At 68.9% G+C, this 23256-nt stretch carries 24 protein-coding genes; 12 read left to right on the top strand and 12 right to left on the bottom strand.

Translation table 11 applies throughout. The annotated features are described in order from the left end of the window. Positions 1-62 precede the first annotated feature (62 nt). The 4 genes from trpD to trpG are packed head-to-tail and all read left to right on the top strand — an operon-like array spanning position 63 to position 4133. Positions 63-1127 (top strand): anthranilate phosphoribosyltransferase, encoded by a 1065-nt coding sequence (trpD, locus tag LI337_RS06330; protein WP_227228962.1) that lies wholly within the window; start codon positions 63-65, stop codon positions 1125-1127. Further along, a complete protein-coding gene (locus LI337_RS06335) occupies positions 1124-1798 on the top strand; it encodes a phosphoribosylanthranilate isomerase (RefSeq protein ID WP_227228963.1) in 675 nt (224 codons plus the stop codon). The genes trpD and LI337_RS06335 overlap by 4 nt, the downstream gene beginning before the upstream one ends. Continuing rightward, positions 1795-3507, top strand: a complete 1713-nt coding sequence (gene trpE / locus LI337_RS06340) for an anthranilate synthase component I (RefSeq protein ID WP_227228964.1) — start codon at positions 1795-1797, stop codon at positions 3505-3507. Before LI337_RS06335 ends, trpE begins: the two co-directional genes overlap by 4 nt. Further along, positions 3504-4133 carry an anthranilate synthase component II gene (gene trpG / locus LI337_RS06345; RefSeq protein WP_227228965.1) on the top strand — a complete coding sequence of 210 codons (630 nt, stop codon included), beginning with the start codon at positions 3504-3506 and terminating at the stop codon, positions 4131-4133. Before trpE ends, trpG begins: the two co-directional genes overlap by 4 nt. A 46-nt stretch (positions 4134-4179) precedes the next feature. On the opposite strand, the gene LI337_RS06350 is transcribed toward trpG, so the two are convergent. After that, positions 4180-4386 carry a DUF8029 family protein gene (locus LI337_RS06350; protein ID WP_227228966.1) on the bottom strand — a complete coding sequence of 69 codons (207 nt, stop codon included), beginning with the start codon at positions 4384-4386 and terminating at the stop codon, positions 4180-4182. Between the two features lie 748 nt (positions 4387-5134). Here LI337_RS06350 and truD point away from each other — a divergent pair. Beyond that, on the top strand, positions 5135-6616 hold the full coding sequence (gene truD / locus LI337_RS06355) for a tRNA pseudouridine(13) synthase TruD (RefSeq protein WP_227228967.1): 1482 nt from the start codon (positions 5135-5137) through the stop codon (positions 6614-6616). A gap of 398 nt (positions 6617-7014) precedes the next feature. Here the strand turns inward: truD and LI337_RS20150 are convergent, their stop codons facing one another. After that, complete coding sequence (locus LI337_RS20150; protein ID WP_227228968.1) at positions 7015-7695, bottom strand: DUF7528 family protein; 681 nt, start codon at positions 7693-7695, stop codon at positions 7015-7017. Positions 7696-7778: 83 nt separating this feature from the next. Between LI337_RS20150 and LI337_RS06365 the strand changes: the two genes are divergently transcribed. Continuing rightward, positions 7779-8489, top strand: a complete 711-nt coding sequence (locus LI337_RS06365; RefSeq protein ID WP_227228969.1) for a DUF7117 family protein — start codon at positions 7779-7781, stop codon at positions 8487-8489. A 25-nt stretch (positions 8490-8514) separates the two neighbouring features. Here the strand turns inward: LI337_RS06365 and LI337_RS06370 are convergent, their stop codons facing one another. The 5 genes from LI337_RS06370 to LI337_RS06390 all read right to left on the bottom strand — a co-directional run bounded on the left by LI337_RS06370 (position 8515) and on the right by LI337_RS06390 (position 14467). Continuing rightward, positions 8515-9561, bottom strand: coding sequence for an alpha/beta hydrolase (locus LI337_RS06370; protein WP_227228970.1), 1047 nt, complete (start codon positions 9559-9561; stop codon positions 8515-8517). Positions 9562-9615: 54 nt separating this feature from the next. Continuing rightward, positions 9616-10290 carry a 6TM ABC transporter family protein gene (locus tag LI337_RS06375; protein ID WP_227228971.1) on the bottom strand — a complete coding sequence of 225 codons (675 nt, stop codon included), beginning with the start codon at positions 10288-10290 and terminating at the stop codon, positions 9616-9618. Between the two features lie 84 nt (positions 10291-10374). Then, on the bottom strand, positions 10375-11268 hold the full coding sequence (locus LI337_RS06380; RefSeq protein WP_227228972.1) for a tetrahydrofolate dehydrogenase/cyclohydrolase catalytic domain-containing protein: 894 nt from the start codon (positions 11266-11268) through the stop codon (positions 10375-10377). 641 nt (positions 11269-11909) lie between these two features. Further along, the gene (locus LI337_RS06385) at positions 11910-13832 is read right to left on the bottom strand and encodes a DUF2070 family protein (protein WP_227228973.1); all 1923 of its coding nucleotides are present in this window, start codon (positions 13830-13832) and stop codon (positions 11910-11912) included. 86 nt (positions 13833-13918) lie between these two features. Beyond that, complete coding sequence (locus LI337_RS06390; RefSeq protein ID WP_227228974.1) at positions 13919-14467, bottom strand: GMP synthase subunit A; 549 nt, start codon at positions 14465-14467, stop codon at positions 13919-13921. Between the two features lie 164 nt (positions 14468-14631). Between LI337_RS06390 and ppk2 the strand changes: the two genes are divergently transcribed. Both ppk2 and LI337_RS06400 read left to right on the top strand, forming a co-directional pair. Next, positions 14632-15477: a polyphosphate kinase 2 gene (ppk2, locus tag LI337_RS06395; RefSeq protein ID WP_227228975.1), complete on the top strand. Its 846-nt coding sequence runs from the start codon at positions 14632-14634 to the stop codon at positions 15475-15477. A 199-nt stretch (positions 15478-15676) separates the two neighbouring features. After that, entirely contained in the window at positions 15677-15823 is a 147-nt protein-coding gene (locus LI337_RS06400; protein WP_227228976.1) for a hypothetical protein, read from the top strand. Positions 15824-15841: 18 nt separating this feature from the next. Here the strand turns inward: LI337_RS06400 and LI337_RS06405 are convergent, their stop codons facing one another. Next, positions 15842-16342 carry an SRPBCC domain-containing protein gene (locus LI337_RS06405; RefSeq protein ID WP_227228977.1) on the bottom strand — a complete coding sequence of 167 codons (501 nt, stop codon included), beginning with the start codon at positions 16340-16342 and terminating at the stop codon, positions 15842-15844. A gap of 139 nt (positions 16343-16481) precedes the next feature. Between LI337_RS06405 and LI337_RS06410 the strand changes: the two genes are divergently transcribed. Then, positions 16482-17099 (top strand): histidine phosphatase family protein, encoded by a 618-nt coding sequence (locus tag LI337_RS06410; protein ID WP_227228978.1) that lies wholly within the window; start codon positions 16482-16484, stop codon positions 17097-17099. A gap of 13 nt (positions 17100-17112) precedes the next feature. On the opposite strand, the gene LI337_RS06415 is transcribed toward LI337_RS06410, so the two are convergent. Both LI337_RS06415 and LI337_RS06420 read right to left on the bottom strand, forming a co-directional pair. Beyond that, entirely contained in the window at positions 17113-18228 is a 1116-nt protein-coding gene (locus tag LI337_RS06415) for a M20 family metallopeptidase (protein ID WP_227228979.1), read from the bottom strand. 95 nt (positions 18229-18323) lie between these two features. Continuing rightward, positions 18324-18734 (bottom strand): DUF7522 family protein, encoded by a 411-nt coding sequence (locus LI337_RS06420; RefSeq protein WP_227228980.1) that lies wholly within the window; start codon positions 18732-18734, stop codon positions 18324-18326. A gap of 156 nt (positions 18735-18890) precedes the next feature. On the opposite strand from LI337_RS06420, the gene LI337_RS06425 reads away from it, so the two are divergent. Both LI337_RS06425 and LI337_RS06430 read left to right on the top strand, forming a co-directional pair. Beyond that, on the top strand, positions 18891-20783 hold the full coding sequence (locus LI337_RS06425; protein WP_227228981.1) for a PINc/VapC family ATPase: 1893 nt from the start codon (positions 18891-18893) through the stop codon (positions 20781-20783). Between the two features lie 96 nt (positions 20784-20879). Next, on the top strand, positions 20880-21605 hold the full coding sequence (locus LI337_RS06430; protein ID WP_227228982.1) for an aspartate/glutamate racemase family protein: 726 nt from the start codon (positions 20880-20882) through the stop codon (positions 21603-21605). A gap of 30 nt (positions 21606-21635) precedes the next feature. Here the strand turns inward: LI337_RS06430 and LI337_RS06435 are convergent, their stop codons facing one another. Both LI337_RS06435 and LI337_RS06440 read right to left on the bottom strand, forming a co-directional pair. Continuing rightward, on the bottom strand, positions 21636-22346 hold the full coding sequence (locus LI337_RS06435) for a 2-phosphosulfolactate phosphatase (protein WP_227228983.1): 711 nt from the start codon (positions 22344-22346) through the stop codon (positions 21636-21638). Between the two features lie 118 nt (positions 22347-22464). Further along, positions 22465-22740, bottom strand: a complete 276-nt coding sequence (locus LI337_RS06440) for a MarR family transcriptional regulator (RefSeq protein WP_227228984.1) — start codon at positions 22738-22740, stop codon at positions 22465-22467. Positions 22741-22941: 201 nt separating this feature from the next. Between LI337_RS06440 and LI337_RS06445 the strand changes: the two genes are divergently transcribed. Beyond that, complete coding sequence (locus tag LI337_RS06445) at positions 22942-23256, top strand: EMC6-like membrane protein (protein ID WP_227228985.1); 315 nt, start codon at positions 22942-22944, stop codon at positions 23254-23256.

Genomic DNA, 23256 nt, shown 5'->3' on the forward strand with positions numbered 1-23256 from the left:
ACGCTTATACCGATGTACGGATTTGTACATCGTAAGACGAACTCGTACATCGGTGACTCACAATGCAGGACTACATCGAACGCGTGACCGAGGGACAGGACCTGACACTCGACGAGGCGCGCGACGCCGCGCGCCTGATCTTCGAGGAGGCGACCGAGGCGCAGATCGGCGCGCTCCTCACGGCACTCCGGGCGAAAGGCGAGACCGAGACCGAGATCGCCGGTTTCGCACAGGGGATGCGCGACGCGGCGCTGACCATCGACCCACAGCGCGACCCACTCGTGGACACCTGCGGCACCGGCGGCGACGACTACGACACGATCAACGTCTCCACGACCTCCGCCATCGTCGCCGGCGGGGCAGGGGTCGCGGTCGCCAAGCACGGCAACTACTCCGTCTCCTCCTCCTCCGGCAGTGCCGACGTGTTGGACGTGGCCGGCGTGAAGGTCGACGCCGAACCACCGGCCGTCGAAGCGGGGATCGAGCGCGACGGGATCGGCTTCATGCTCGCGCCCGTCTTCCACCCGGCGATGAAGGCCGTCATCGGTCCGCGAAAGGAACTCGGGATGCGGACCATCTTCAACGTGCTCGGACCGCTGACGAACCCCGCCGGGGCCGACGCGCAGGTGCTCGGCGTCTACGATCCCGACCTCGTGCCGGTGATCGCTCGCGCGCTCTCACACATGCCGGTCGAGCACGCGCTCGTCGTCCACGGCTCCGGGATGGACGAGATCGCCATCCACGACGAGACGGCCGTCGCCGAGATCCACGGTGGAGAAATCACCGAGTACACCCTGACGCCGGCCGACATCGGAATCGACCGCGCACCCATCGAGGCGGTCACGGGCGGGACACCCCAGGCGAACGCGGACGACCTCGTCGGCATCGTCGAGGGCGACGTGACAGGCCCGAAACGCGACATCATCCTCGCCAACGCCGGCGCGGCCGTCTACGTGGCGGGCCTCGCAGACAGCATCGAGGAGGGTGTGACGGTCGCAGCGCAGGCAATCAACTCCGGCGACGCCGCGGAGAAACTCGACGCCCTGCGGGACGGGAGTCGGCTCGGCGGGGACGCGGTCGACGCGCCGGCGGATGCTCCGGAGGCGGTGGAGGCCGACGAGTCGTGACGCGCGTCAAACTCTGTGGGGTCACGAGCGCGGCGGACCTCTCGCTGGTCGCCGACGCCGGTGCGGACGCGGTCGGCGTCATCAGCGAGGTCCCGGTCGACAGCCACCGCGAGGTGGCACCGACGACCGCCGCCGAACTCGTCGCCGCCGCGCCGCCGATGCTGACGACGACGCTCGTGACGATGCCGGAGGAACCGGGCAACGCGGTCGGTCTCGCCGGCGCGATCCAGCCCGACCTGCTCCAGCTCCACGCCGACTTCACGCCCGACGAACTCCGGGGCATCCGCGCCGAGACCGGGACGAAACTGGTCGTCACGGTCGACGCCGACGACCCGGAGCGCGCCCACGAACTCGACGGGGTGGTCGACGCCGTCCTGCTCGACTCGACGACCGAGGAGGGTGCCGGCGGCACCGGCGAGACACACGACTGGGCGGCGGCCGGGGACCTCGCGGCCGACCTCGACACGCCGGTCGTCCTCGCCGGCGGGTTGACCCCCGAGACGGTCGGCGAGGCGGTCGAGACCGCCCGGCCCTACGCGGTCGACGTGGCGAGCGGTATCGAGGGCGACGACGGGACGAAGGACGCAGAGACCGTCGAACGATTCGTCCGGCAGGTCCGGGAAGCGGACGCGAGACTGGCCGAGACCGACTCGCCGGAGGCCCAGGGATGACGTTCGACCTCACCCGTGCCGAGTTCCGGGACCTGGCCTCGGAGGCGGACGACGACAGGCCGGTCGTCGTGCGACTGTCCGCCGACCTGGACGTAGGTGTGACGCCACTGTCGGCGTACGACGCACTGTCAGACCGGAGCGAGTACAACTTCCTCCTGGAGAGCGCGGAGAAGGTCGCCTCCAGCGACCCGGACGGCGCGTTCTCGCCCGACGGACAGGGTGCCGACAGACACGCCCGGTACTCGTTCGTCGGCTACGATCCGGAGGCTGTCGTCAGCGTCGGTCCCGAGGGAACCGAGGTGCGGACACTCCGCGACCGACTGGACGACCTGCTGGCGACCGACGGGGCGACCGCCGACGGAAGGGCGGGCGAATCGGCCGGCGACGCCGGCGACACACTCGACACGCTCCGGCGTGTGATGCCCGACGTCCGACTGGCCAACTTCCCCGACTCCGAGCGTCAGCAACTCGCGGGCGGACTGGTCGGCTTTCTCGCGTACGACGCGGTGTACGACCTCTGGCTCGAAGAGGTGGGCGTCGAGCGCCCGGAGACGTCACTGCCGGACGCGCAGTTCGTGGTGACGACCCGGACGCTCGTCTTCGACGACGCGGAAGGCTCTGTGTCGCTGGTCTGCACGCCGGTCGTCCGGCCCGAGGACGACCCGGACGCGGTGTACGACGACCTCGTCGCGGAACTGACCGAGGTCGTCGACAGTCTGGGGAGCGCCGAGCGGACAGCGGCCACCGGCGCGGGCGACGACAGCGAAGGTGGCGACCCGGGCTTCGTCCGGACCGGCGAGACCGCCGGGCCGCGTGAGGAGTACGAGGACGCGGTCCGCCGCGCGAAGGAGCACGTCCTCGACGGCGACATCTACCAGGGCGTCATCTCGCGGAAACGCGAACTGACCGGCGACATCGACACGCTCGCCTTCTACCGGTCGCTCCGGGCGGTCAACCCCTCGCCGTACATGTACCTGCTCCGCTTCGGCGACCGGTCCATCGTCGGTGCGTCGCCGGAGACGCTGGTCTCCGTCGGCGGGGAGCGTGTCGTCGCCAACCCCATCGCGGGGACCTGTGCGCGTGGCTCCTCGCCGGTCGAGGACCGCCGTCTCGCGGGGGAGATGCTCGCCGACGCGAAGGAGCGGTCGGAACACACGATGCTGGTCGACCTCGCCCGCAACGACGTGCGGCGCGTCTCCCGTCCGGGGAGCGTCCGCGTCGAGGAGTTCATGAACGTCCTGAAGTACAGCCACGTCCAGCACATCGAGTCGACCGTGACCGGGCGACTCGCGCCGGACTGTGACGCCTTCGACGCGACGCGGGCCGCGTTCCCGGCCGGGACGCTCTCGGGCGCGCCGAAGGTCCGGGCGATGGAGATCATCGACGCTCTCGAACTGACCCCGCGCGGGTTGTACGGCGGCGGCGTCGGCTACTACTCGTGGACGGGCGACGCCGACTTCGCCATCGTGATCCGGACCGCGACGGTCGAACACGGCGTCGAGACCGAACGCGGCACCGAGGACCGCGTGACGGTGCAGGCCGGCGCGGGCATCGTCGCCGACAGCGACCCGGCCAGCGAGTACGAGGAGACCGAGAAGAAGATGGGCGGGGTGCTGGACGCACTGCTCCGCATCGAGGGCAACGGGGGAGACGCCGACGGCGACGACCCGGGTGCTCCCACCGAATCCACCCCGGAGGCGGGCCGATGAGACTACTCGTCGTCGACAACTACGACTCGTTCACGTACAACCTCGTGGAGTACTTCTCAGAGCAGACGGTCCCCGGCACCGACGAACCGCTCGACATCGAGGTGCTGAAGAACACCGCCACGCTCGACGACGTTCGGGCGTTCGACCCGGACGCCATCGTCGTCTCGCCGGGGCCGGGCCACCCGAAGAACGACCGCGACGTGGGCGTCACGAACGCGGTCCTGACCGAGATCTCGCCGACGGTGCCGACCCTCGGGGTCTGTCTCGGACTGGAGGCGGCCGTCTACGCCTACGGCGGGCACGTGGGCCACGCGCCGGAACCGATCCACGGGAAGGCGTTCCCGGTCGACCACGACGGGCGTGGGGTCTTCACCGGTCTCGAACAGGGCTTCCAGGCCGGGCGCTACCACTCGCTGGTGGCGACCGAGGTGCCGGACTGCTTCGAGGTGTCGGCCACCACGGACCACGACGGGACCGAACTCGTGATGGGCGTCCGGCACCGCGAGTACCCCATCGAATGCGTGCAGTTCCACCCCGAGAGCGTCCTGACCGCGGTCGGCCACGACGTGATCCGGAACTTCCTGGAGTACTGTGTGCCCGACGAGGGACGGGTCGAAGCCGAGTAGATCGTCCCGGAACAAGTCGCGGCTGACCGATCTCGGCCGGATCGCCTCAGAACCCGCCGAAGAAGAAGGTGAAGAGCAGAATCGCCCCGAGGACGACGGCCGCGATGGTGACGAGTCGCCACGCGACCTTGAGGACGATGCGCCCGACGAGGACGACCAGTCCGATCACGACGACGACCGCGAACAACTGGCCGACGAGGCTGTCGAGCAAGCCGCCGAGTTGGAGAATCGGCGCGAGGAGTGTCGGGTCCATGCGCTGGAGAAGTACCGGACGGGCGATAAATCTGTGGGCCGGACGCGGACGGTGGTGTGGGTTTCGTCGACGAGTGGTCGGTCGAGTATGTCACCAACAACGAGCGGTGAAAGCCCCCGGCGTCTCGACCGGCCGCGACTTGGTGTCGTTCGAGAGAGCGAAGCTCTCTCGTGATGACGAGAGACGCCGACGACGTCTCTCGAACCACGCTCCTCGGTCGGCGAGCCAGCAGGCTGGCTCACCTCCCTGCGGTGCTGACGGGCGAGCCTCGCCCGTCTGCTGGCGAGACCTCCGGTCTCGCTCTGTCACCGGCGCGGCGCGCCGGTTTCCAGCGGGACCGCCGGTCCCGCCCGGCTTCCGGCGTCGGGGCCGGACCGAGACGCCGGCCCCGTTCAGTCCCGCCCGGTGTACGCTGTCGAGGCGCACGCAACTCTGACAGACCAGTCGGTTTCAGCGCGAGCGCCTCCCTGTAACCGTCGGCTCGCCTGAGGCGGGTGCATCCCGCCGAAGTGCGCGACACGAGGCTCGCCCGAGGCAGCCCTACGCCGCCGAGGTGTGGTGCCCGAGGCGACCCTCCGTCGCCGAAGTGTCGCGCCCGCCCGTTCGACTGGTCGCGTGTCGTCTGCCGTCTCTCTCGCCGTCCGACCGAGACCGACGACAGTTAACCCACGTCGCCACAATCGGCGGGTATGACCCAGCGTCTCGTCTTGTCGACGATCACTCGCCCGCGCCGGGAGGGTCGCGCCTGATGCGCGAGGCCCACCCCATCGAACAGGCGGTCGGGATGGAGTTCTACGTCAGCGACGGCGACGGCATCGGCGGCCACCTGCGGGAGTCACCCGAGGACTTCCGGGTCCGCGAGTTGGAAGCGTTCGACTGGCACCCGCTCGAGGCCGACCCCGGCGACTTTCACCACCTCGTCTTGCGGGCGACCCTCCGGGGCTGGGACACCAACGACTTCGCCTCCCGGCTCTCCGATGCACTCGGCATCAGCAGAGAGCGCGTCTCGTGGGCCGGGACGAAGGACAAACACGCCGTCACGACCCAGTTGTTCACCGTGAAGGGTGCCGACCCCGAGGCGCTCCCGGACGTCTCCGGCGTCGAGATGGAACTGCTCGGCAGGGCCGGCAGAGGCCTCACCTTCGGCGACCTCGCGGGGAACGCCTTCGGTATCGTCGTCCGGGGACCCGAGGCTCCCGAGCACCTCGACGCGATCACCGCCGACCTCCGGCAGTTCGCGGGCGACGGACCGGCCAGCGACCCCGGCGACACCGTGACGACGCTCGCGGGGGCAGTCACGGCAGACGACGCGGTCGCGGCCGCAGAAGCGGAGACCGGAAGCGACGCCGACCTCGTCCGGATCGGCGTGCCGAACTACTTCGGCCAGCAACGCTTCGGGAGCCAACGGCCCGTCACCCACAGAGTCGGACTGGCGGTCCTCCGGGGCGACTGGCGCGAGGCGGTCCGGCGGTACGTCGGCGACCCGGCAGAGACCGAACCCGAGGGCACGCAGGAGGCCCGCGCCGTCGCGGACGAGCAGTTCGCCGCCGCACAACCAGACTGGCAGACTGCCCTCGACGCGATGCCCGGTCGCCTGCGCTACGAGCGATCCATGCTCCACCGCCTCGCGGAGACGAACGCCGGCCGTGACGACGAGACCGCACCCCCCGCGAGCGCCGACGCAGATGACCCCTTCCGCTACGCGCTGGAGGCGGTTCCGTCGAACCTGACGCGCCTGTTCGTCAACGCCGCGCAGTCGTTCGTCTTCAACCGCATCCTCTCGGAGCGTCTTCGCAGAGGACTCCCCTTCGACCGCCCGGTCGCGGGCGACGTGGTCTGCTTCGCGGACCGCGAGGCCCCGGCCGGCCTCCCCCTGCCGGACACCGACCGCGAGCAGCGTGTGACCGACGAGCGAGTGGACACGGTCACCCGGCACTGTGAGCGCGGGCGGGCCTACGTCACCGCGCCGCTGGTCGGCACCGACACCGAACTCGCAGACGGTGAGCCGGGTGCGATCGAACGGGAGATTCTGGCCGACCTCGACCTCGCGCCCGCCGACTTCGACCTGCCGGGCGACTTCCGGTCGCGGGGGACGCGCCGGGCGGTGCTCTGCCGGACCGACCTGCTCGTGACGCGCGACCCGGTGCGGTTCGAGTTCGCCCTGCCCCACGGGAGCTACGCGACTGCGGTCCTCAGGGAGTATCTGAAGTCCGGACCGCTGTCGTTGTGATCGGGACTCGATCGAGTCGACAGGTACGCTGACTTCCAGTTCTGCGACGACACGAAACCAGTCAGACGGGCTGGCGCGAGTTCATTTCGCGCCGATGGTTGCAGGTAGGCCATCGCTGAAACCGACTGGTCCACCGCAGTTGCGTGCGCTTTCACAAATTCGGGTGGGACTGAAAGGGGCCGACCGCTCGATCCACCTCCGACGATTCAAGCACTGGACTGAGGGCTGGCGGGCTTGTCCCGCCAGCCCGAGGGAAGCGCGCAGAGAGTCGCAGGTGGTCGAGCGGTCGGGGGCTTTCACCGCTCGTTCTCTGCGACCGATTCGGCAACCCTCACGTCTCCAACTGATTCGACAGCATCCACATCATCGACCGATTCGACCGAGTTCACACCTGCTTTCTACCCACCACCAGACCCGTCTTCACAGTCCTTCCGAGCAGTAAGCGGTTGTCTCGACACCAGATCACAGTCGAACGCCGGATGCTCGACGAAGTGCCGCAGGAGGATGTGCCGCCGACCACCGGTCACCCCCGACCGGCCGACAGTCTCGGCGGTGAACTCGGTCGGCAACTCGGCGAAGAGCGCCTCCAGGGCGGCGAAGCTCTCGAAGACCTTGCTGTGGCCGGCCGACTCTGCGCGTCGGCGCGCGACGACGTAGCTCCCGTCGGGGCGGTGCTCGCCGGTAGTGCGCAGGAACTCACGCCGGCCGGTCAGCGCGTCGGCCAGTTCGTCTCGGAGCGCGGTCGCGGCGCGTCTGGAGAGGTGGTGTGTCTCGCCGGCGAGCGTGACCGCGACCGTCTCGCTGTCGCTCCGGGTCTCGACGGAAGACTCGGCGTCTGCGTCGCCGTCGCTGGACGGTTCGGCTCTCGTGTCGGTCGATACGGCAGTCGCAGTGTCTGACTCGGCGTCCGGCGCGTGCGTACCGGCCGAGTCGAGGGTCTCACTGCGGGAGAATTTCTCGATCAGGAGCGTGGGTACTCCGTTGCATGTGCAGCTATCTCTGTCGGCACCCGACAAAACGGTTCGGGTCGGACAGATCGACTGTCGGACCGCCGTGGCGACCCGGAACGACGGGACCACCGGGTCCGAACCGTCACGCGAGGACCGTCGAGACGCCCACTCGTCACGGTGCTGTTTTACCGCCGCCGATCCAACCGCCGAGCATGAAGATTCGGGGTCAGCGCGAGTGCACGTCCTGCGGGACACGGTGGTCGTACTACGACACCGGGAGCGTCGAGTGTCCGAACTGCGGCGCGCTCCGGAGCGTCGGCGTCGACGACCGGACGCGCCACACCGCCACGCCCACCGACCTCGATCTGTCGGCACACCGCCACGCGCTCGACGACGGCGAGATTCCGGACATCGCCGACGACGTGAAGTCGGACTGCCGGGCGTACGTCCGCGAACGCGGGTTCATCCACGGCGGCGACCTCCTCCCGCTGGACGACACCTTCCTCTCCGCCAGCGAGTTGATCCACGTCGTCGACCTGTACGCCCGTCTGCGCGACCCGACCGACGCCGAACAGCTCTACGTCCTCGATCTGCTCCGCGGCGCCGATCAGGACGAACGCCCGCCGGCCGACCGCGTGCCGGACTCGCTCGCCGAGGGGCGTGGACTCGGCTACGCCGAGGCCGTCGACGAGTACCGCCGGGAGGTCGTGACGTGGCTGAACGACAACCCCGATCCGGCCGCCCGGCGGACGCTCGGGACGGTCGCCGAGCAGGTGAAACGCGTCGAAGCGCTCCAGGGCGACGTGACGCCGGCGACCGCAGAGGCGCTCGTCACCGCGACCCGTGAGATCGTCCGGTATCTGATCGACGACGACGAGACCGCGCTGGCGTCGGCGCAGGACCGGCTCGCACGACTCGGCTGACCGCTCCTTCTGGTTGCGACGCTGTTCAGAGATCGCCAGCGACGTCGGTCAGGATGGTTCGGCCGGCCGGTACCGACCACTCACCGAGCATACTCGCCGCGCCGTGAATCTGGTCGGGGTAGTGGTGGTGTGTGACGCCGACCCCGGACTCGGCGAGTGCCTCGGCGTAGGCGATGCCCTCGTCCCGGAGCGGGTCGAAACCGCAGGTGACGACCGACGCTGGCGGGAGGTCGCCGAGATCGGTCGCCTCCAGGGGGCAGGCGTAGGGATGGTAGCGGTCGAGGTCGTGGCCGAAGTACTGGTCCCCGAACCAGCGCATGTCCGGGCGATCCAGTCCGTACCCCTCGCCGTTCTCCGTGAGTGAGTCCCAGTCGTTCCGTCGGCTGACGGTCGGGTATATCAGGAGCTGTCGGTCGAGTTCGGGGGCTGACTCGCCGTCTCGCCGGCGGTCGCGTGCCCACAGACCGACCGCCGCCGCGAGGTTCGCGCCGGCGCTATCGCCCGCGACGACCAGTCGAGGTTCCTCGCTGGATACGCTCACACCGTCGCGGTCGCCGATCAGTCGCCGGGCGTTGTCGGCGACCCACTCGGTCGCGGCGCAGGCGTCGGCGACCGGTTCCGGGAAGGGGTGTTCCGGCGCGCGTCGGTAGGCGACCGAGACGACTGTCGCACCCGACTCGCGGGCCAGTACACGACAGAGTTCGTCGTGACTGTCGAGACTGCCGACGACCCAGCCGCCGCCGTGGAAGTAGACGAGGACGGTCGACTGGCTGTCGCCGTCGTCGCGGTTCGCGTCCCCAGCGTCGGACAGCGGTCGGTAGACCCGCGCCGACAGGTCGACAGCCTCGTCACCGCCGGGGACGGACAGATTTTCGACCGACGCCATCGGCGTGGGTTCCGGCACGCGGTGGACCGGATCGGCGTCGAAGCCGGCGCGGAGTCGGCCGAGTGTGACCTCGGCGATCGGACCGTCACTGCGCTCGGCTTGCTTGGCGAGGACGGCCCGCGCGTCCGGGTCCGGTTCGTCGCTCCGGAGCGGGCCCGTCACACCGGCGTCGTCGGAACTCGTCATGACGCGCGGTTCCGGGGCCGTCGGGATAAACCCGGACGTCGGCGACTCGGGGGATCAGTCGGTGGTCGTCCCCGTCGATCCGTCGTTCGCCTGGTCGAGTGCCGCCACCAGTTCCGCTGCTCGCGCAGAGCCGACGTGAACCGGCCGCCCGTCGGCGCGGTCGACGTGGACACACTCGCCGTCGCCGACGCCGTAGGTGATCGAATCGAGCCACCAGGCGTGCCGGCCGCTGCCGAGCGCGATGCCGTGGCCGGTCGGCGTGTCCGGTTCGACGCGGTAGTCGGTGATCTCGGCGTGCGTGACGGTCAGCGGCCGCCTGTCGAACGGTTCGACGTGGACCGTGAGGCCGTCGTCGTCGACGGTGACCACGAGTCGCGTCGCGTAGGCGAACGCGAGGCAGGCGGCGACGACGAGGGTGATGGCGGCGAGGCCGGCGAGCGCTCGCGGGTCGGTCGGGGCGCTCCACAGGACCGCGCCGGCGACGAGGACGAGTGTGGGGAACAGGGTGACGAACAGCGAGACGAAGAGGTCGGTGTCGCGGACGCGCTGGACGTCGCTGAACCGGGGGGCCGGCGGGGGCGACGGGTGCTCGGAGTCGGCCGACGACGGAGTGGCGTCGGCTGATACGTCGGGGTCGGCTGGCACGTCGGGGTCGCCCGGACTGTCCGAGTCAGCCGAGGTGTCGCCGTCTGCGAGGAGTCGCCGGGCGTCACGTCTGGAGGACCGCATCACCCGACAGTTCGACAGTCGGGAACAAAAAGCTCCGCCGGAGGCGTTGGTGAGAGTGAGCCGGTGTGGACGTGCCGCGACCGACTACGGGAGGTCGACGGCCACGCTCGCGTCGTCTGCGGCGGCCTTCACGGTGTTCCACAGGAGCATCGCGCGGGTCATCGGCCCGACGCCGCCGGGGACCGGCGTGATGGCACTCGCCTTCGCCTTCGCGCTCTCGAAGTCCACGTCGCCGACGAGTTCGTAGCCCTTCTCCGTGTCGGCGTCGACGCGGTTGATCCCCACGTCGATCACGGTCACACCCTCCGAGAGCATCTCGCCGTCGATCATCTCCGGGACGCCGGCGGCCGCGACGAGGATGTCGGCCTGCCGGGTCTTCGCGGCGAGGTCGGCGGTCCGGGAGTGACAGACCGTCACGGTCGCGTTGCCGCCCGCGGCCTTCTGCACGAGGAGGTTCGCCATCGGCTTGCCGACGATGTCGGAGCGACCGACGACCACGGCGTCCTTCCCCTCGGGGTCGACGCCGACCGAGTCGAGGAGTTTGACGATGCCGTGGGGCGTGCAGGGGATGAATCGCGGGTTGCCGGCGACGAGGCGACCGACGTTTTCGGGGTGGAAGCCGTCGGCGTCCTTCGCGGGGTCGATGCGCCGGAGGACCTCGCGCTTGTCGACGTGCTCCGGCACGGGCATCTGGACGAGGATGCCGTCGACGTCGTCGTCGGCGTTGAGGTCGTCGATGGTGTCGTACAGTTCCTCGGCGGGTGCCTCGGGGTCGATGTCCACGTCGACGGTCTCGATGCCGACCTCCTCGCAGTCACCCTGTTTCATCGAGACGTAGGTCTCGCTGGCGGGGTCGTCGGTCATCAGCACGGTGGCGAGTGTCGGGCGGACGCCCGCGTCGGCGAGTCGGTCGATCTCCGAGGCGAGGTCGGCCCGGATCGACTCCGCGACCGCGTTGCCGTCGATGATCTCTGTCATACGTAGGTGGGCGCTCCGATGGCTGAAATACTCTCGGATTCGTGCGTATCTCTCGGTCGACAGTGGGTGAATCTGTCCACGATCGTGTCGATCTCGTGGGCGACGTGTTCGGCGGTCTCGCGGGTGCGGCGTGAGCGCCCCGGTCGTCCGTGACGACTCAGACTTTGGGAATGTACGAACGTAACGATCTCGTATTTTTGAATCGGTGACCGTGTCACAGCGTTTCAGAGACGTGTCACAGCGCTTCGGGACTCAGCACTGCGGCAGCGCGTGCGATACTGCAGTGGTGCGTACGAACTGCGGTGGCCCTGTGCGAACTGTGGTGGTGCGTACGAACTACGGTGGCGCTGTGCGAACTGCGGTGGCGCGTGCGCGACGAACGCGCACGCGAGGGAGCAGGGCGCGCGGTGCGGAGCGCCCTGCGAGGGTGGGGAGGACGAGGTGCGGTGCTGTCGTGGGTCCGGGCGCTCCTCCCAGTCGCGGTCGCCGTGTGTCGCGGGTGCTGTGCTGGCTGTGGTCGCGGTCGCGGTCGCTGTGTCTCTCCACGAATGACGCGCAAACCACACGCGAATCACACACGAATCACACGCGAACGGGCGTCTCGGCCCACCTCGACTCGGCTCGGAGGGTTCCACCGCGTCTCAGGCGAACAGGAAGATCAGCACACTCACCGCCATCGCCGCGAGGATGACCGCCGCCGCCAGCGCACCGCCCAGCGACACCACCGCGTTCGCGTGACTCGCCAGCGTCTCGGTCCGGTCGTTGCCGAACACCGTCACCTCACACCGCTCGCTCGCCATCCCGCCCGACACCGGTTCCAGATCGGCGACCGCCTCCTCGGTCAACTCGTCGATCAACGCGATCAGGTCGTCCTCGGGCAGTGCCGCGCCGACCTGGTTGTCCGCCTCGACCGTGTTCACGATGTGGGTGTCGGTCGTCATCGCCTCGGCCTCGTCGATGCGGTCGGGGAGCGAGTCGAGGATACGATCCCGCAGGCCCGGTTCCATGTTGTTCCCGTCGACCAGCACGTAGGCGGTGGTCGTCTCGCCGACCTCGGTGACCGCGACCCGAATCCCCAGCGGTCCGATGCCCTCCGCTGGCTCCCACGGCGTCGCGTCCCACGCCGTCCCGAGGCGGAGGTCCCCGCGTTCGGCGTCGGCAAGCGCCTCGCCAGCCTCGCCCGCCGCCGTGATCATGTCGAACGAGCGCTGACTGCCGGGCGTGACGTGGCCCAGATCCGGGCCGGACAGGCCGTCGTTGGAGTTGTGCGCGTCCACGAGCAACACGTCTTCGAGCCCCGTGGTCCGCGCCTCGGCGGCCGCCGACAGCCCTACGGCGTACTCCACGTCGTCCGCGAAGTTCGGCGCGTACGAGGAGACCAGCAGGGCGTCGTCGCCGAACGCCTGGCCGAGCATCGTCGCCTCGCCCGACCCCACCCGGACGCTCTCCGAGGCCTCGTCGCCGTACTCGATGTGGTCGTACGCCTCGTCGGCCGTGTCGAGGATGGTGTCCACCTCCCGCTCCGTGACGAGGTTGAAGTCGTGGCCGGCGGTCGCGTGCGGCGGGAAGGCCAGTCCCTCCGCCCGGCGGGCGACTCGTTCCGGGAAGTTGCCGCCGCCGATCTCGCCCATCGGGCCAGGGTGGATCATCGGGAGGACGAACCGCGCCTTCTCGGTGCCGTCCGGGCGCTCGAACGAGCAGACCGTGACCGGGACGACCGCACGCTCGCCCAGGTCCTCGAAGAAGTCCTCGAGTTCGCGCGACCCCTCGGCGACGTGGCCGATGAACCCCCGGAGGAAGTCGAGCATCGAGACGCCCATGCTCTGTCGCCACGGCCGGTCGATGACGATGACGAAGGCGTACACCGCCAGCGCGTAGACGACGCAGGTCACGCCCAGGAGGAGGAAGTGGTTCGGGCCGATGACGGTGATCTCCGTGGGAGCCTCGCCCGCGCGGTTCAGGTACGGCATCAGGTACGCCCGGAGGAGCGGTCCGCCGACCTCGAGGAAGGTGACGGTCCCGCTGTAGACGAACAGCAGGACGGCGGAGGCGAGCGTCTGGACACTCGCCGGGATGGCCGCCACGAGCAGCGAGGAGCGCGAGACGGCCATCACGACCAGCAGGCGGAACGCGAAGATGGACGCGAGCGCGATGATCAGCGCGTCGTAGACGAACGTCTGGCCGAGCGGTGCGATCCCGGGCACGACGCCCGAGAGCGTCGAGATCAGCGCCGCGAGGGTGACGATGGTGACGATGATGACCTCACAGGCCAGCGCGAGCAGCGAGGACCGGTTCGGCGTGAGTCGACCGCCGACGAACCGGTCGACGCCGGTCGTGAGCACCGAGGCGACGAGAGTCGGGATGCCGATGAAGAAGACCCCTTCCCACGCGTCTCTGCCGACGAACAGCAGGCCGCGCCACGAGTCGGTCGCGGTGCCGGTGTCGAAGGCGGCGACACCCGCGAAGGCGGCGAGGAGGAGGGCGAATGCGAGACTGGCGTACCAACTCGGGGCGCGGAAGATGTACCGCGAGAGGCCCGCCAGGTTGCTCTGCGTCGCAGTCATACCTCGAATCTCACGGCGAACGTTCGTAAAACCACCTTACTCGGTACAGTCGGGTGGGTCGTTCGAATCCGCCCGACAGCTTCGGCCTACTCGCAGATCTCGCGGAAGTTCTCGAACACGGCCTGCCCCTCCTCGGTGTGGGCGACCTCCGGGTGCCACTGGACCCCGTACAGGTCGTGCTCGGTGTCGCTGATCGCCTCGATCTCACACACCTCGCTGCGCCCGGTGTGGGCAAAGCCTGGCGGGACTTCTTTCACCTCGTCGGCGTGGCTGGCCCAGACGCGCGTCTCGGGGGCGAGCGAGCCGAGCAGTGGGTCTTCCTCGTCCAGAATCTCGACGGTCACGTCGGCGTAGCCGCCGTACTCGCCGCCGCCGACTCTGCCGCCGCGCTGGTCGGCGATTATCTGCATCCCGAGACAGATGCCGAGGACGGGGACGTCGAGATCGAGGTAGTCCGCGGAGTTGCCGATTCGTTCCATGCTGGGGCCGCCCGAGAGGACGATCCCGTCCGCGTCGATCTCCTCGGGCGGGGTGGTGTTGTCGACGATCTCGGTCTCGATCCCGAGATCGCGCAGCGCCCGCCCCTCGAGGTGGGTGAACTGGCCGTGGTTGTCGACGACGACGATCCGAGTCATTGCTGTGGGGTAGCCGAGAGGGGATGAAAAACTGCCCGGTCCGCGGTGATAGCTGTCCCCGGCGTCTACGTGGACGAGACCGCCGAGGAGACACGGGAGTTCACAGTCAGCAGACAGGTGCGACCTGTTAAGCACCTGCACTGCGTGTTCGGCGGTGGTTCACCATGACAGACGGTCACACAGACGGGGAGATTCGGTACAAGGACAACGGGGTCATCAAGAAGAAGGACTACAAACGGGAACTCGAACGCCTGCAGGAGGAACTCGTCAAACTCCAGTACTGGATCGCCGAGAACGACCTCCAGGTCTGTGTGATCTTCGAGGGCCGGGACGCGGCGGGGAAGGGCGGCGTCATCAAGCGAATCACCCGGCGACTGAACCCGCGTGTCGCCCGGGTCGTCGCACTCGGGAAGCCCACCGAACGGGAGAACCGGCAGTGGTACTTCCAGCGGTACGTCGAGGAACTGCCCGCGAAAGGCGAGATGGTGCTGTTCGACCGGAGTTGGTACAACCGGGCCGGCGTGGAGCGCGTGATGGACTTCTGTACCGACGAGGAGTACGAACGTTTCCTCCGCACCGCCCCGGAGTTCGAGGACATGCTGGTGCGCTCGGGGATGACCGTCATCAAGTACTGGTTCTCGATCAGCGACGAGGAACAGGAACGGCGGTTCCAGAAGCGGAACCGCGACACGAAACGGCGCTGGAAGCTGAGTCCGATGGACCTCGAAGCACGCGCTCGGTGGGCCGAGTTCTCCAAGGCGAAAGACGACATGTTCGAGCACACCGACACCGAGGTCGCGCCGTGGTACGTGGTCCACGCCGACGTGAAGAAGCACGCCCGCCTGAACTGCATCTCGCACCTGCTGGACCAGATCGACTACGAGGACCTGACGCCGGACCCCATCGACCTGCCGCCGCGACAGGTGGACGCCGACTACGAACGACCCGACATCGACAGCCAGACGTGGGTGCCGGCGCGCTACGGCGAGAATCCCGACGGGGTTGTGTGAGAGACGGTGAGCAACTGAACGACAGACCCTCGTAACCCTGCTGTCGGCGCGCGCGAGGAACGTGCGCGAGGGAGCGGGACGGGCGGTGCCGAGAGTCCCGCGAGGCTGGGGAGGACCGAGGTGCGGGTGCTGTCTGCGGTCCGGGTGCGGGTGCTGTCTGCAGTCCGAGTGCGGTCGTGGTTGTAGTCCGGGTGCGGTCGTGGTTGCAGTCGGCGGTGCGGGTGCGGTCGCGGACGCTGTCGCGGTGCGGTTCCTCGCGCCAGCACGAGTAGCGGTCGCAGTGGCGGTTGCAGTCGCTGTCGCGGTCTGCGGTGCGGGCTTCTCGTCGGTGCGCTACGACGAGTAGCGGTGCCGTCGCGGAGCTTCAGGCGGTCGATCCCTCGTTCGGAGCGGATTCAGAGGCCTCACCCTCGACTGTCACGCCCTCCGACTCGGCCATCGCTTCGGCACGCTCCTTCAGCGCCGCGTTCATCTGCTCGAAGCCCGCCTCGAAGTCCTCACGACCGAGGCGCAGGATCAGCCCGGCCAACAGGCCCGCGAACTCCTCCGAGTGGTGGACCCGACTCGTGCCGTCCTCCAACTCCTCGATCCGGAAGGCGTGTTCCCCGTCGAAGAGCCCCGCCATCCAGAGGTGGCCGAGCCACCGCAGTTCACGCGGCTTGGCGACCGTCACGAGCTCCGGCCGGAACGTCGTCGCCCGGCGGTTCGGCGGGCGGAGTTCGACCACGACGTGTGCGCCCTCGTTCGCGCGACCGACGATGCGCATGAAGGGGTTCCACTCGTCGTAGCTGTCGAAGTCCGTGAGCACCTGCCAGACGACCTCGGGGGCGGCGTTGACGTCGATGGAAGTGGTGATCTCGTGCATACCGGAGATACGACGCGCGAGAACGTGAATCGTACTGACACCGTGGTAGCAGTCCGCAGTCGGTGTGGGCCACATCGGGCGACCACGACTCCCGGGGGCAGGCGGCAGACTCATCCACGACGACACCCAACCCCGAGCCATGACGACGGTGCTGTTGGTCCGCCACGGCGAGACGACGTGGAACCGCGACCGGCGCGTGCAGGGGTGGGTCGAGTCGGCGCTGACCGACCGCGGGCACGAACAGGCCGAGGCACTCGGTGGCGCGCTCGCCGAGCAGTACGACCCGGACCGACTGCTCGCCTCCGACCTCCGCCGGACACGCGAGACCGCCGAACACGTCGCCCGCGCGACCGGTCTCTCGCCGGCCTTCGACCGCGACTGGCGGGAGCGCGACTTCGGCCGCCTCCAGGGGATGGCCTACGAGGAACTGTTCTTCGGCCACCCGCAGTACGCCGTCTCGCAGTCGGGCCACTGGGCCGCGATGGAACAGCCACCCGGTGGCGAGAGCCTGCTGGAGACTCGCAGACGTATCCTCGGCGCGTGGCAGATCCTGCTCGCCGACGCCGACGAGGACGAGACGGTGGTCGTCGTCAGCCACGGCGGTCCGCTGTACCTCGTTCTCGGGGCGGTGAAGGAACTGGACATCGTGGCGACGATCATGGACCAGGAGCAGGACAACTGCGCGCTGAACGAACTCCACGCCTCCGCTGATCCCGTGATCGTCCGCGAGAACGACACCTCGTTTCTGGCCGACTGAGCCGACGCGGTGATTACGCCGGCTGTGGACCGCGCTCGGCGAGGTCCCGATACAGTCGGTAGCACCGCTCCAGCACGTCGATGCCGACGCTCTCGGTCTCGGTGTGTGCTTCGCCCGGCTCGGAGGCTCCACAGACCACGCAGGTCGTCCCGGCCGCTGCCAGCCATCCGGCGTCGGTCGCGTGGGGTTTCGTCACCAGTTCCGGGTCGCCGTCCTGCGCCGCGCGGGCAGACGCCAGCACCGCGTCGGCGAAGTCCGGGTCGTCACAGGCCATCGGCGGGAGGTCCTGGTCGACGGTCCACTCGACGCCCGCGACCGACTCCACCTGCCCGAGGTCGGCGCGTTCGCCCGGCACCGTGCGCTCGTCCACGGTCACGGTGCAGGTGTCCGGGATCACGTTCCACGCCGACCCGCCGTCGACCTCGGTGGCGGCGATCGACCCCCGGAGCGACTCGCCGACGACCTCGGCCTCCGGAAAGTCCAACTCGCGGACGATGTCCACCGCGTCACAGGCCCGATAGATGGCGTTCTCGCCCGCCTCGGGTTCGCTGGCGTGCGCCGACGCCCCACGGGCGGTGATCGTACTCCCGCGCCGGCCTTTGTGCGCGACCACCACGTCCGTCACGCCCGGCTTCGAGTAGTTCGTCGATCCCTCGGCGACGAGTGCGTAGTCCGGCGCGAACCCCGCGTCGATGGCGGCCCGCGCGCCCACCCCGCCGACTTCCTCGCCGACGAAGCTGGCGACCACCAGTTCACAGGCGGGGTCGGCGTCCCGGAAGGCGAGCAGGCAGGCCGCGACCGCACCCTTCATGTCGGCGGTGCCCCGGCCGTAGAGTCGGCCGTCGCGTTCCTCGACGACGTACTCCTCGCCGTCGAGTTGGCGCGCTGCTGGGGGCACCACGTCGTGGTGGCCGACGAGTGCGAGCGAGGTGTCTTCTCCTCTCCCCGCCGCGCCGTCTGCCGGCGACTTCCGGGCGATCACGTTGCCGGTGTCGTCTCTGGTGACGGTCGCGTCGGTCTCCTCACGGAGCCAGGCTTCGAGGAAGTCGCCCGCCTCGGTCTCGTCCTCGTGGCTCGGGATCGAGACCAGATCGCGGGTGAGGTCGGTGATTTCTGCCCGATGGGTCATGCTGGTCGCGTCGTCGGCGGGCGGGTTAGTGCTTCCCCTCGCGGCGGTCCCGGCCGACGGTTGGCTGGAGAGGGTGTGAGCGGCGAGTCTGTGAGTTAGCGATCCGGGACGCCCTCGCCCGCCAGCGAGTCGTCCACCTCGCCGACGAACCCCGACAGGTCGCCGAAGCTCTCCGGGTCGACGCTGACGACGACCCCACTCCGCCCGTAGCTGTGGATGCGGACGACTGCGGCCTCCTCGAACAGGCGCAGTGACGCCTGGAGGTCGCCGAGTTCGCGGGGGTTCATCCGGCCGCCGCCGACCGACTCGACCGGGAAGTCACGCGAGAAGGCGGTGATCCGGCTCTCGGGGTCCTCGCGCGTCTCGGCGGTGTCTTCCCGGACGTACCACACGTCCTCGGTCGCCTCGCCGCCCTCGACGCGGTAGAACAGCACGGAGCGCAGGGTCGCACCGAAGGTCGCCCGCGCTCGGGTCACCACCGCGTCACGAATCGAGTCCGTGTCCATCGTTCGTGACGAACGCGGCCGGTCGTGAAAACCGTTGGCCCGGTCGACCGGGTGAGCCGTCGCGTCGGCGTCGGGCGACTCACCCCCGACCGTTCGACGCGGCCACGATGGCTCGTGTTGAGCACGTTTATACGCGTCCCGTTCCGAGAGAGCGACATGAAGCTAGTGCCGGACACCAGCGCGGTCATCGACGGGCGCGTGTCCGAGCGGATCGAGGACGGCGAGTACGACGGGGCGACGGTGCTCGTCCCGGAGGCGGTCGTCTCCGAACTCGAATCGCAGGCCAACGACGGTCGGGACAGCGGCTGGGAGGGACTCGAAGAACTCCAGCGACTCGTCGAGTTCGACGAGGCGGGAACGGTGACGGTCGAGTACGTCGGCCGGCGACCCTCCGGCGGCGAGAGGGGTGCGGCCCACGAGGGCGACATCGACGCGCTCATCCGCGACCTGTCGGCCGACCACGACGCGACGCTGTTGACCTCCGACGTGGTGCAGGCCGAGGTCGCCCGCGCGAAGGGACTCCCGGTCGACTACGTCGAACCGCGCGGTCGCGTGAAGGAGACGCTCGCAATCGAGGAGTTCTTCGACGAGGGGACGATGTCGGTCCACCTGAAGGTCGGCGCGAAGCCCCGCGCCAAGCGTGGCTCGATCGGCGACATGCACTACCAGGTGATCGACGAGACTGTCTCGACCGAGGCGGACCTGAAAGAGTGGGCCCACGACATCGAGGAGTCGGCGCGGGGCCACCCCGACGGCTTCGTCGAACTCGACGAACCGGGCATGACCATCGTCCAGTTCCGGGACTTCCGGATCGCGGTCGCCCGCCCACCGTTCTCGGACGCCCTGGAGATCACGGCAGTTCGGCCCATCGTCAAGACCGACATGGAGGAGTACGAGTTCGCCGGCGAGTTGAAAGAGCGACTCGCCGACCGCCAGCGCGGCGTCCTCATCTCCGGTGCGCCGGGGGCCGGGAAGTCCACCTTCGCGCAGGCGGTCGCGGAGTTCCTCGCGGACTCCGACTACTCGGTGAAGACGATGGAGAAACCGCGGGACCTGCAGGTCGGCCCGGACATCACGCAGTACACCGCCCTCGGCGGGCGGATGGAGAAGACGGCCGACTCCCTCCTCCTCGTCCGGCCGGACTACACCATCTACGACGAGGTCCGCAAGACCGACGACTTCGAGGTGTTCGCCGACATGCGCCTCGCGGGTGTCGGGATGGTCGGTGTCGTCCACGCGACGCGAGCAATCGACGCGCTCCAGCGACTCGTCGGGCGTGTCGAACTCGGCATGATCCCGCAGGTCGTGGACACGGTCGTCTACATCGAAGCCGGTCAGATCGACACGGTGTACGACGTGAGTACCGAGGTGAAGGTGCCGGAGGGCCTGACGGCCGAGGACCTCGCGCGGCCGGTCATCCAGATCTCCGACTTCGAGACCGGTCGCCCGGAGTACGAGATCTACACGTTCAACCGGCAGGTCGTCACGGTGCCACTCGGCGACGAAGACGGCGAGTCGGAGACCGGCGTCGGCAGGATCGCCAAACAGGAGATCGAACGCGAGATCCGGTCGGTCGCCCGCGGCCACGTCTCGGTCGAACTGAAGGGGCAGAACGACGCGGTCGTCTACGTCGACGAGGACGACATCTCCTACGTCATCGGGAAGGGTGGCGGCCGGATCCAAGAGATCGAGAACCGCCTCGGCATCGACATCGACGTGCGGACCCACAGCGAGAACCCGAGTTTCGGCGGTGCTGGCGGGTCCGGCGGTGCCGGCGGCGGCGCAGGCGGCGCAGGCGGCGCGGGCGCGTCCGGCGGCCCGGCACGCGAGGGGACGGTCGTCCAGCCGGAGATCACCTCTCGGCACGTCGTCGTCCGGATGGACGACCACGTCGGCGAGACGGTCGAGGTGCGCGCGGACGGCGAGTACCTGTTCACCGCGACGGTCGGCAGAGGCGGCGACATCCAGGTCTCGCGCGGCAGTGCCATCGCGGACGAGCTGGAGGACGCCGTCGACCGGAAACAGGAGATCAGAGTCGTCCCGGCCTGAGGCGGCCAGAGACTGCGGGCCCGTCCCCGACTCGCTCGTGTGGGGCCGAGCAGGCTCTCCCGGGGTCTTTTCACACCCTTCGTCGTACCGCAGTCCATGTCACCAGCTACGCCCACCATCGGCGTCCTCGGCGGGATGAGTGCGACCTCGACGGTCGAGTACTACCGCGAACTGAACAGCCGCGTCAACGACCGACTCGGCGGTCACCACGCCGCAGAGGTCGTGATCCACAGCGTCGACTTCGGCGAGTTCGAGCCACTGATCCAGGCCGACGAGTGGGGCGAGATCGGCGACCGACTCGCCGACGACGCCGGGCGACTGGAGGCCGCCGGGGCCGACTTCCTGCTGGTGGCGAGGAACACGATGCACCGAGTCGCACCAGCCATCGAGGAGGCACTGTCGATCCCGCTGGTCCACATCGTGGACGTGACCGCCGACGCCGCGACCGAGGCCGGACTCGACACGCTCGGCGTCCTCGGCACCAAGCCGGTGATGGAGGCGAACTTCTACCGGGATCGCTTCGCCGACCACGGGATCGAGGTCGTCGTGCCGGACGCCGCCGGGCGGGAACTGGTCGACTCGGTGATCTTCGACGAACTGACCCACGGCGTCTTCACCGACGCGTCGCGGGACGACTACCGCGACCTGATGGACGACCTCGTCGACGCCGGCGCGGAGGGCATCGTCCTCGGCTGTACCGAGATCGGCGAACTCGTCTCGACCGACGACTACGACCGGGTGCCACTGCTGGACACGACCGACCTCCACGTCCAGCGCGCGGTCGAGCTACAGCTCGGCGATCGGTCGCTCCCCGAACGGTAAGTCGCCGAAACGCGGCGACGGACGGCCGACTCAAGCTACGTCCACGAACCGGCCGTCGACCAACTTCGGCACGACCTCGTGTGCGTCGAAGTCGGTGATCCGGTCGTCCAGATCGGCCCGGCGCGTCGGGTGGGCGTCGGCGTGGTAGGCGTCACCCTTCGCGGTCGGCAGCTCTCGGCGGAAGACCGTCTCCTCGGCGTTCGTCAGGCCGACGTCGGCGATCTGCCGGCCGATCCGGATCGCGCCGATGTGGTCCTCGACGGCGATGTCGCCCTTGTAACCGGCGCTGACGAGGTAGGTGTCGCGGTCGGGGAGGTGGTCGCCCAGTGCCTCGGCGTTCGTCGTCGACCCGAGGTAGACCGACACGTCGTCGCGGTCGCCGGCACCGCGCTCTCTGAGTCGGTTCACCGCACGGCCGCCGTTCGTCGAGGTCATCGCGGCGTGGCGGCCCTCGGCGTCGAGACCCCGGACGAACGTCGGCGAGTTGTGGAAGTCGTAGTCGCCGGCCGCGTCGTAGTCGGGGTCGTGGTCGCCGCCGGCCAGCGAGTCCGGGCGGTCCTCGCGGAAGGCGAGCGTGTCCTCTCTCTCGGCGACGACCGTCAGCGACGCGAGGCCGTCGGCGAACAGTTCGACCACGGTGGTCGAGAAGAAGATCACGTCGATGACGACGTAGTCGCCCGGCGGGAGGTCGTCCGGAAGTGCCTCACAGCGTTCGACGTGACGGGTCGCCAGCGGTTCCATCGTCCTCACGTTCGCCGACCTGCGGTAAGCGTCTTGCTACAGCAGACGGTGGTGCGCAGTTCGCCGCCGACAGCGACCGACAGAACGCGTTCGCCGACCGAGGCTACCCTCCCGGGAGTCACTCGGCACAACAAGCTTCGGTGCCGCCGTCCGCCTCCGCCTTCGGTTCGGTGAGTTCGTAGAGATTCTGTCGCGCGTCGGCGAAGTACACGTCCTCGTCGACGATGCCGATCCCTTCGAGTCGTTCGAGCGCGTAGCGCACCGTCCGTGCCGACAGCATCGACTCCTCGACGATTCCCTTCTGTGTCAGTGGTCCGTTGTACTCCAGAACCTTGAAAACGAGTTTCGCACTCGGTGGGAGGTCGTCCAGACTCTCCCCGTCTGTTCCAGCCATCGTTACGAATCGAAACAGCCCACGGGCTTAAAGATTGATACCCGCTGGCACGGAGCGTCTGTCCGATGTCAGATTCGAGGCGCGGGTGGTGGACGGCTGTCGCGTCGGCTGTCGGCGTCGACCGACACCTCGTCGAGACGGACGGACGACGGCGAGTCGCCAAGCGAACGCCTTTTGACGCAGGGTGCCGCACCGTGGAGTATGGCAACCGAAACAGAGCAGGGGCTGTCGGGCCACCTGCGCGGTGTCACGGTCACGACGCTCGCCTGTCTGGCGGGTGTGATCGCGGCACTCGTGTCCGGGGTCGTCCTCGGGACGACGGCCGAGGCCGCCCAGAGCACCCTCGGAGTGGTGATCGTCGGCGGGTTCGTCGTCCTCCAGTTCCCGATCCTCCGGGTGCTCGGCGTGGACGTACAGGACTTCTCGGCGAAAGACTACATCTACGTGGCCTTCATGACGGTCACGCTCTGGTTCATCGCGTACACCATCCTCCTGACGAGCGGTGTCCAGCTGTAA

Source organism: Salinirubrum litoreum, from assembly GCF_020567425.1.
GTDB lineage: Archaea > Halobacteriota > Halobacteria > Halobacteriales > Haloferacaceae > Salinirubrum > Salinirubrum litoreum.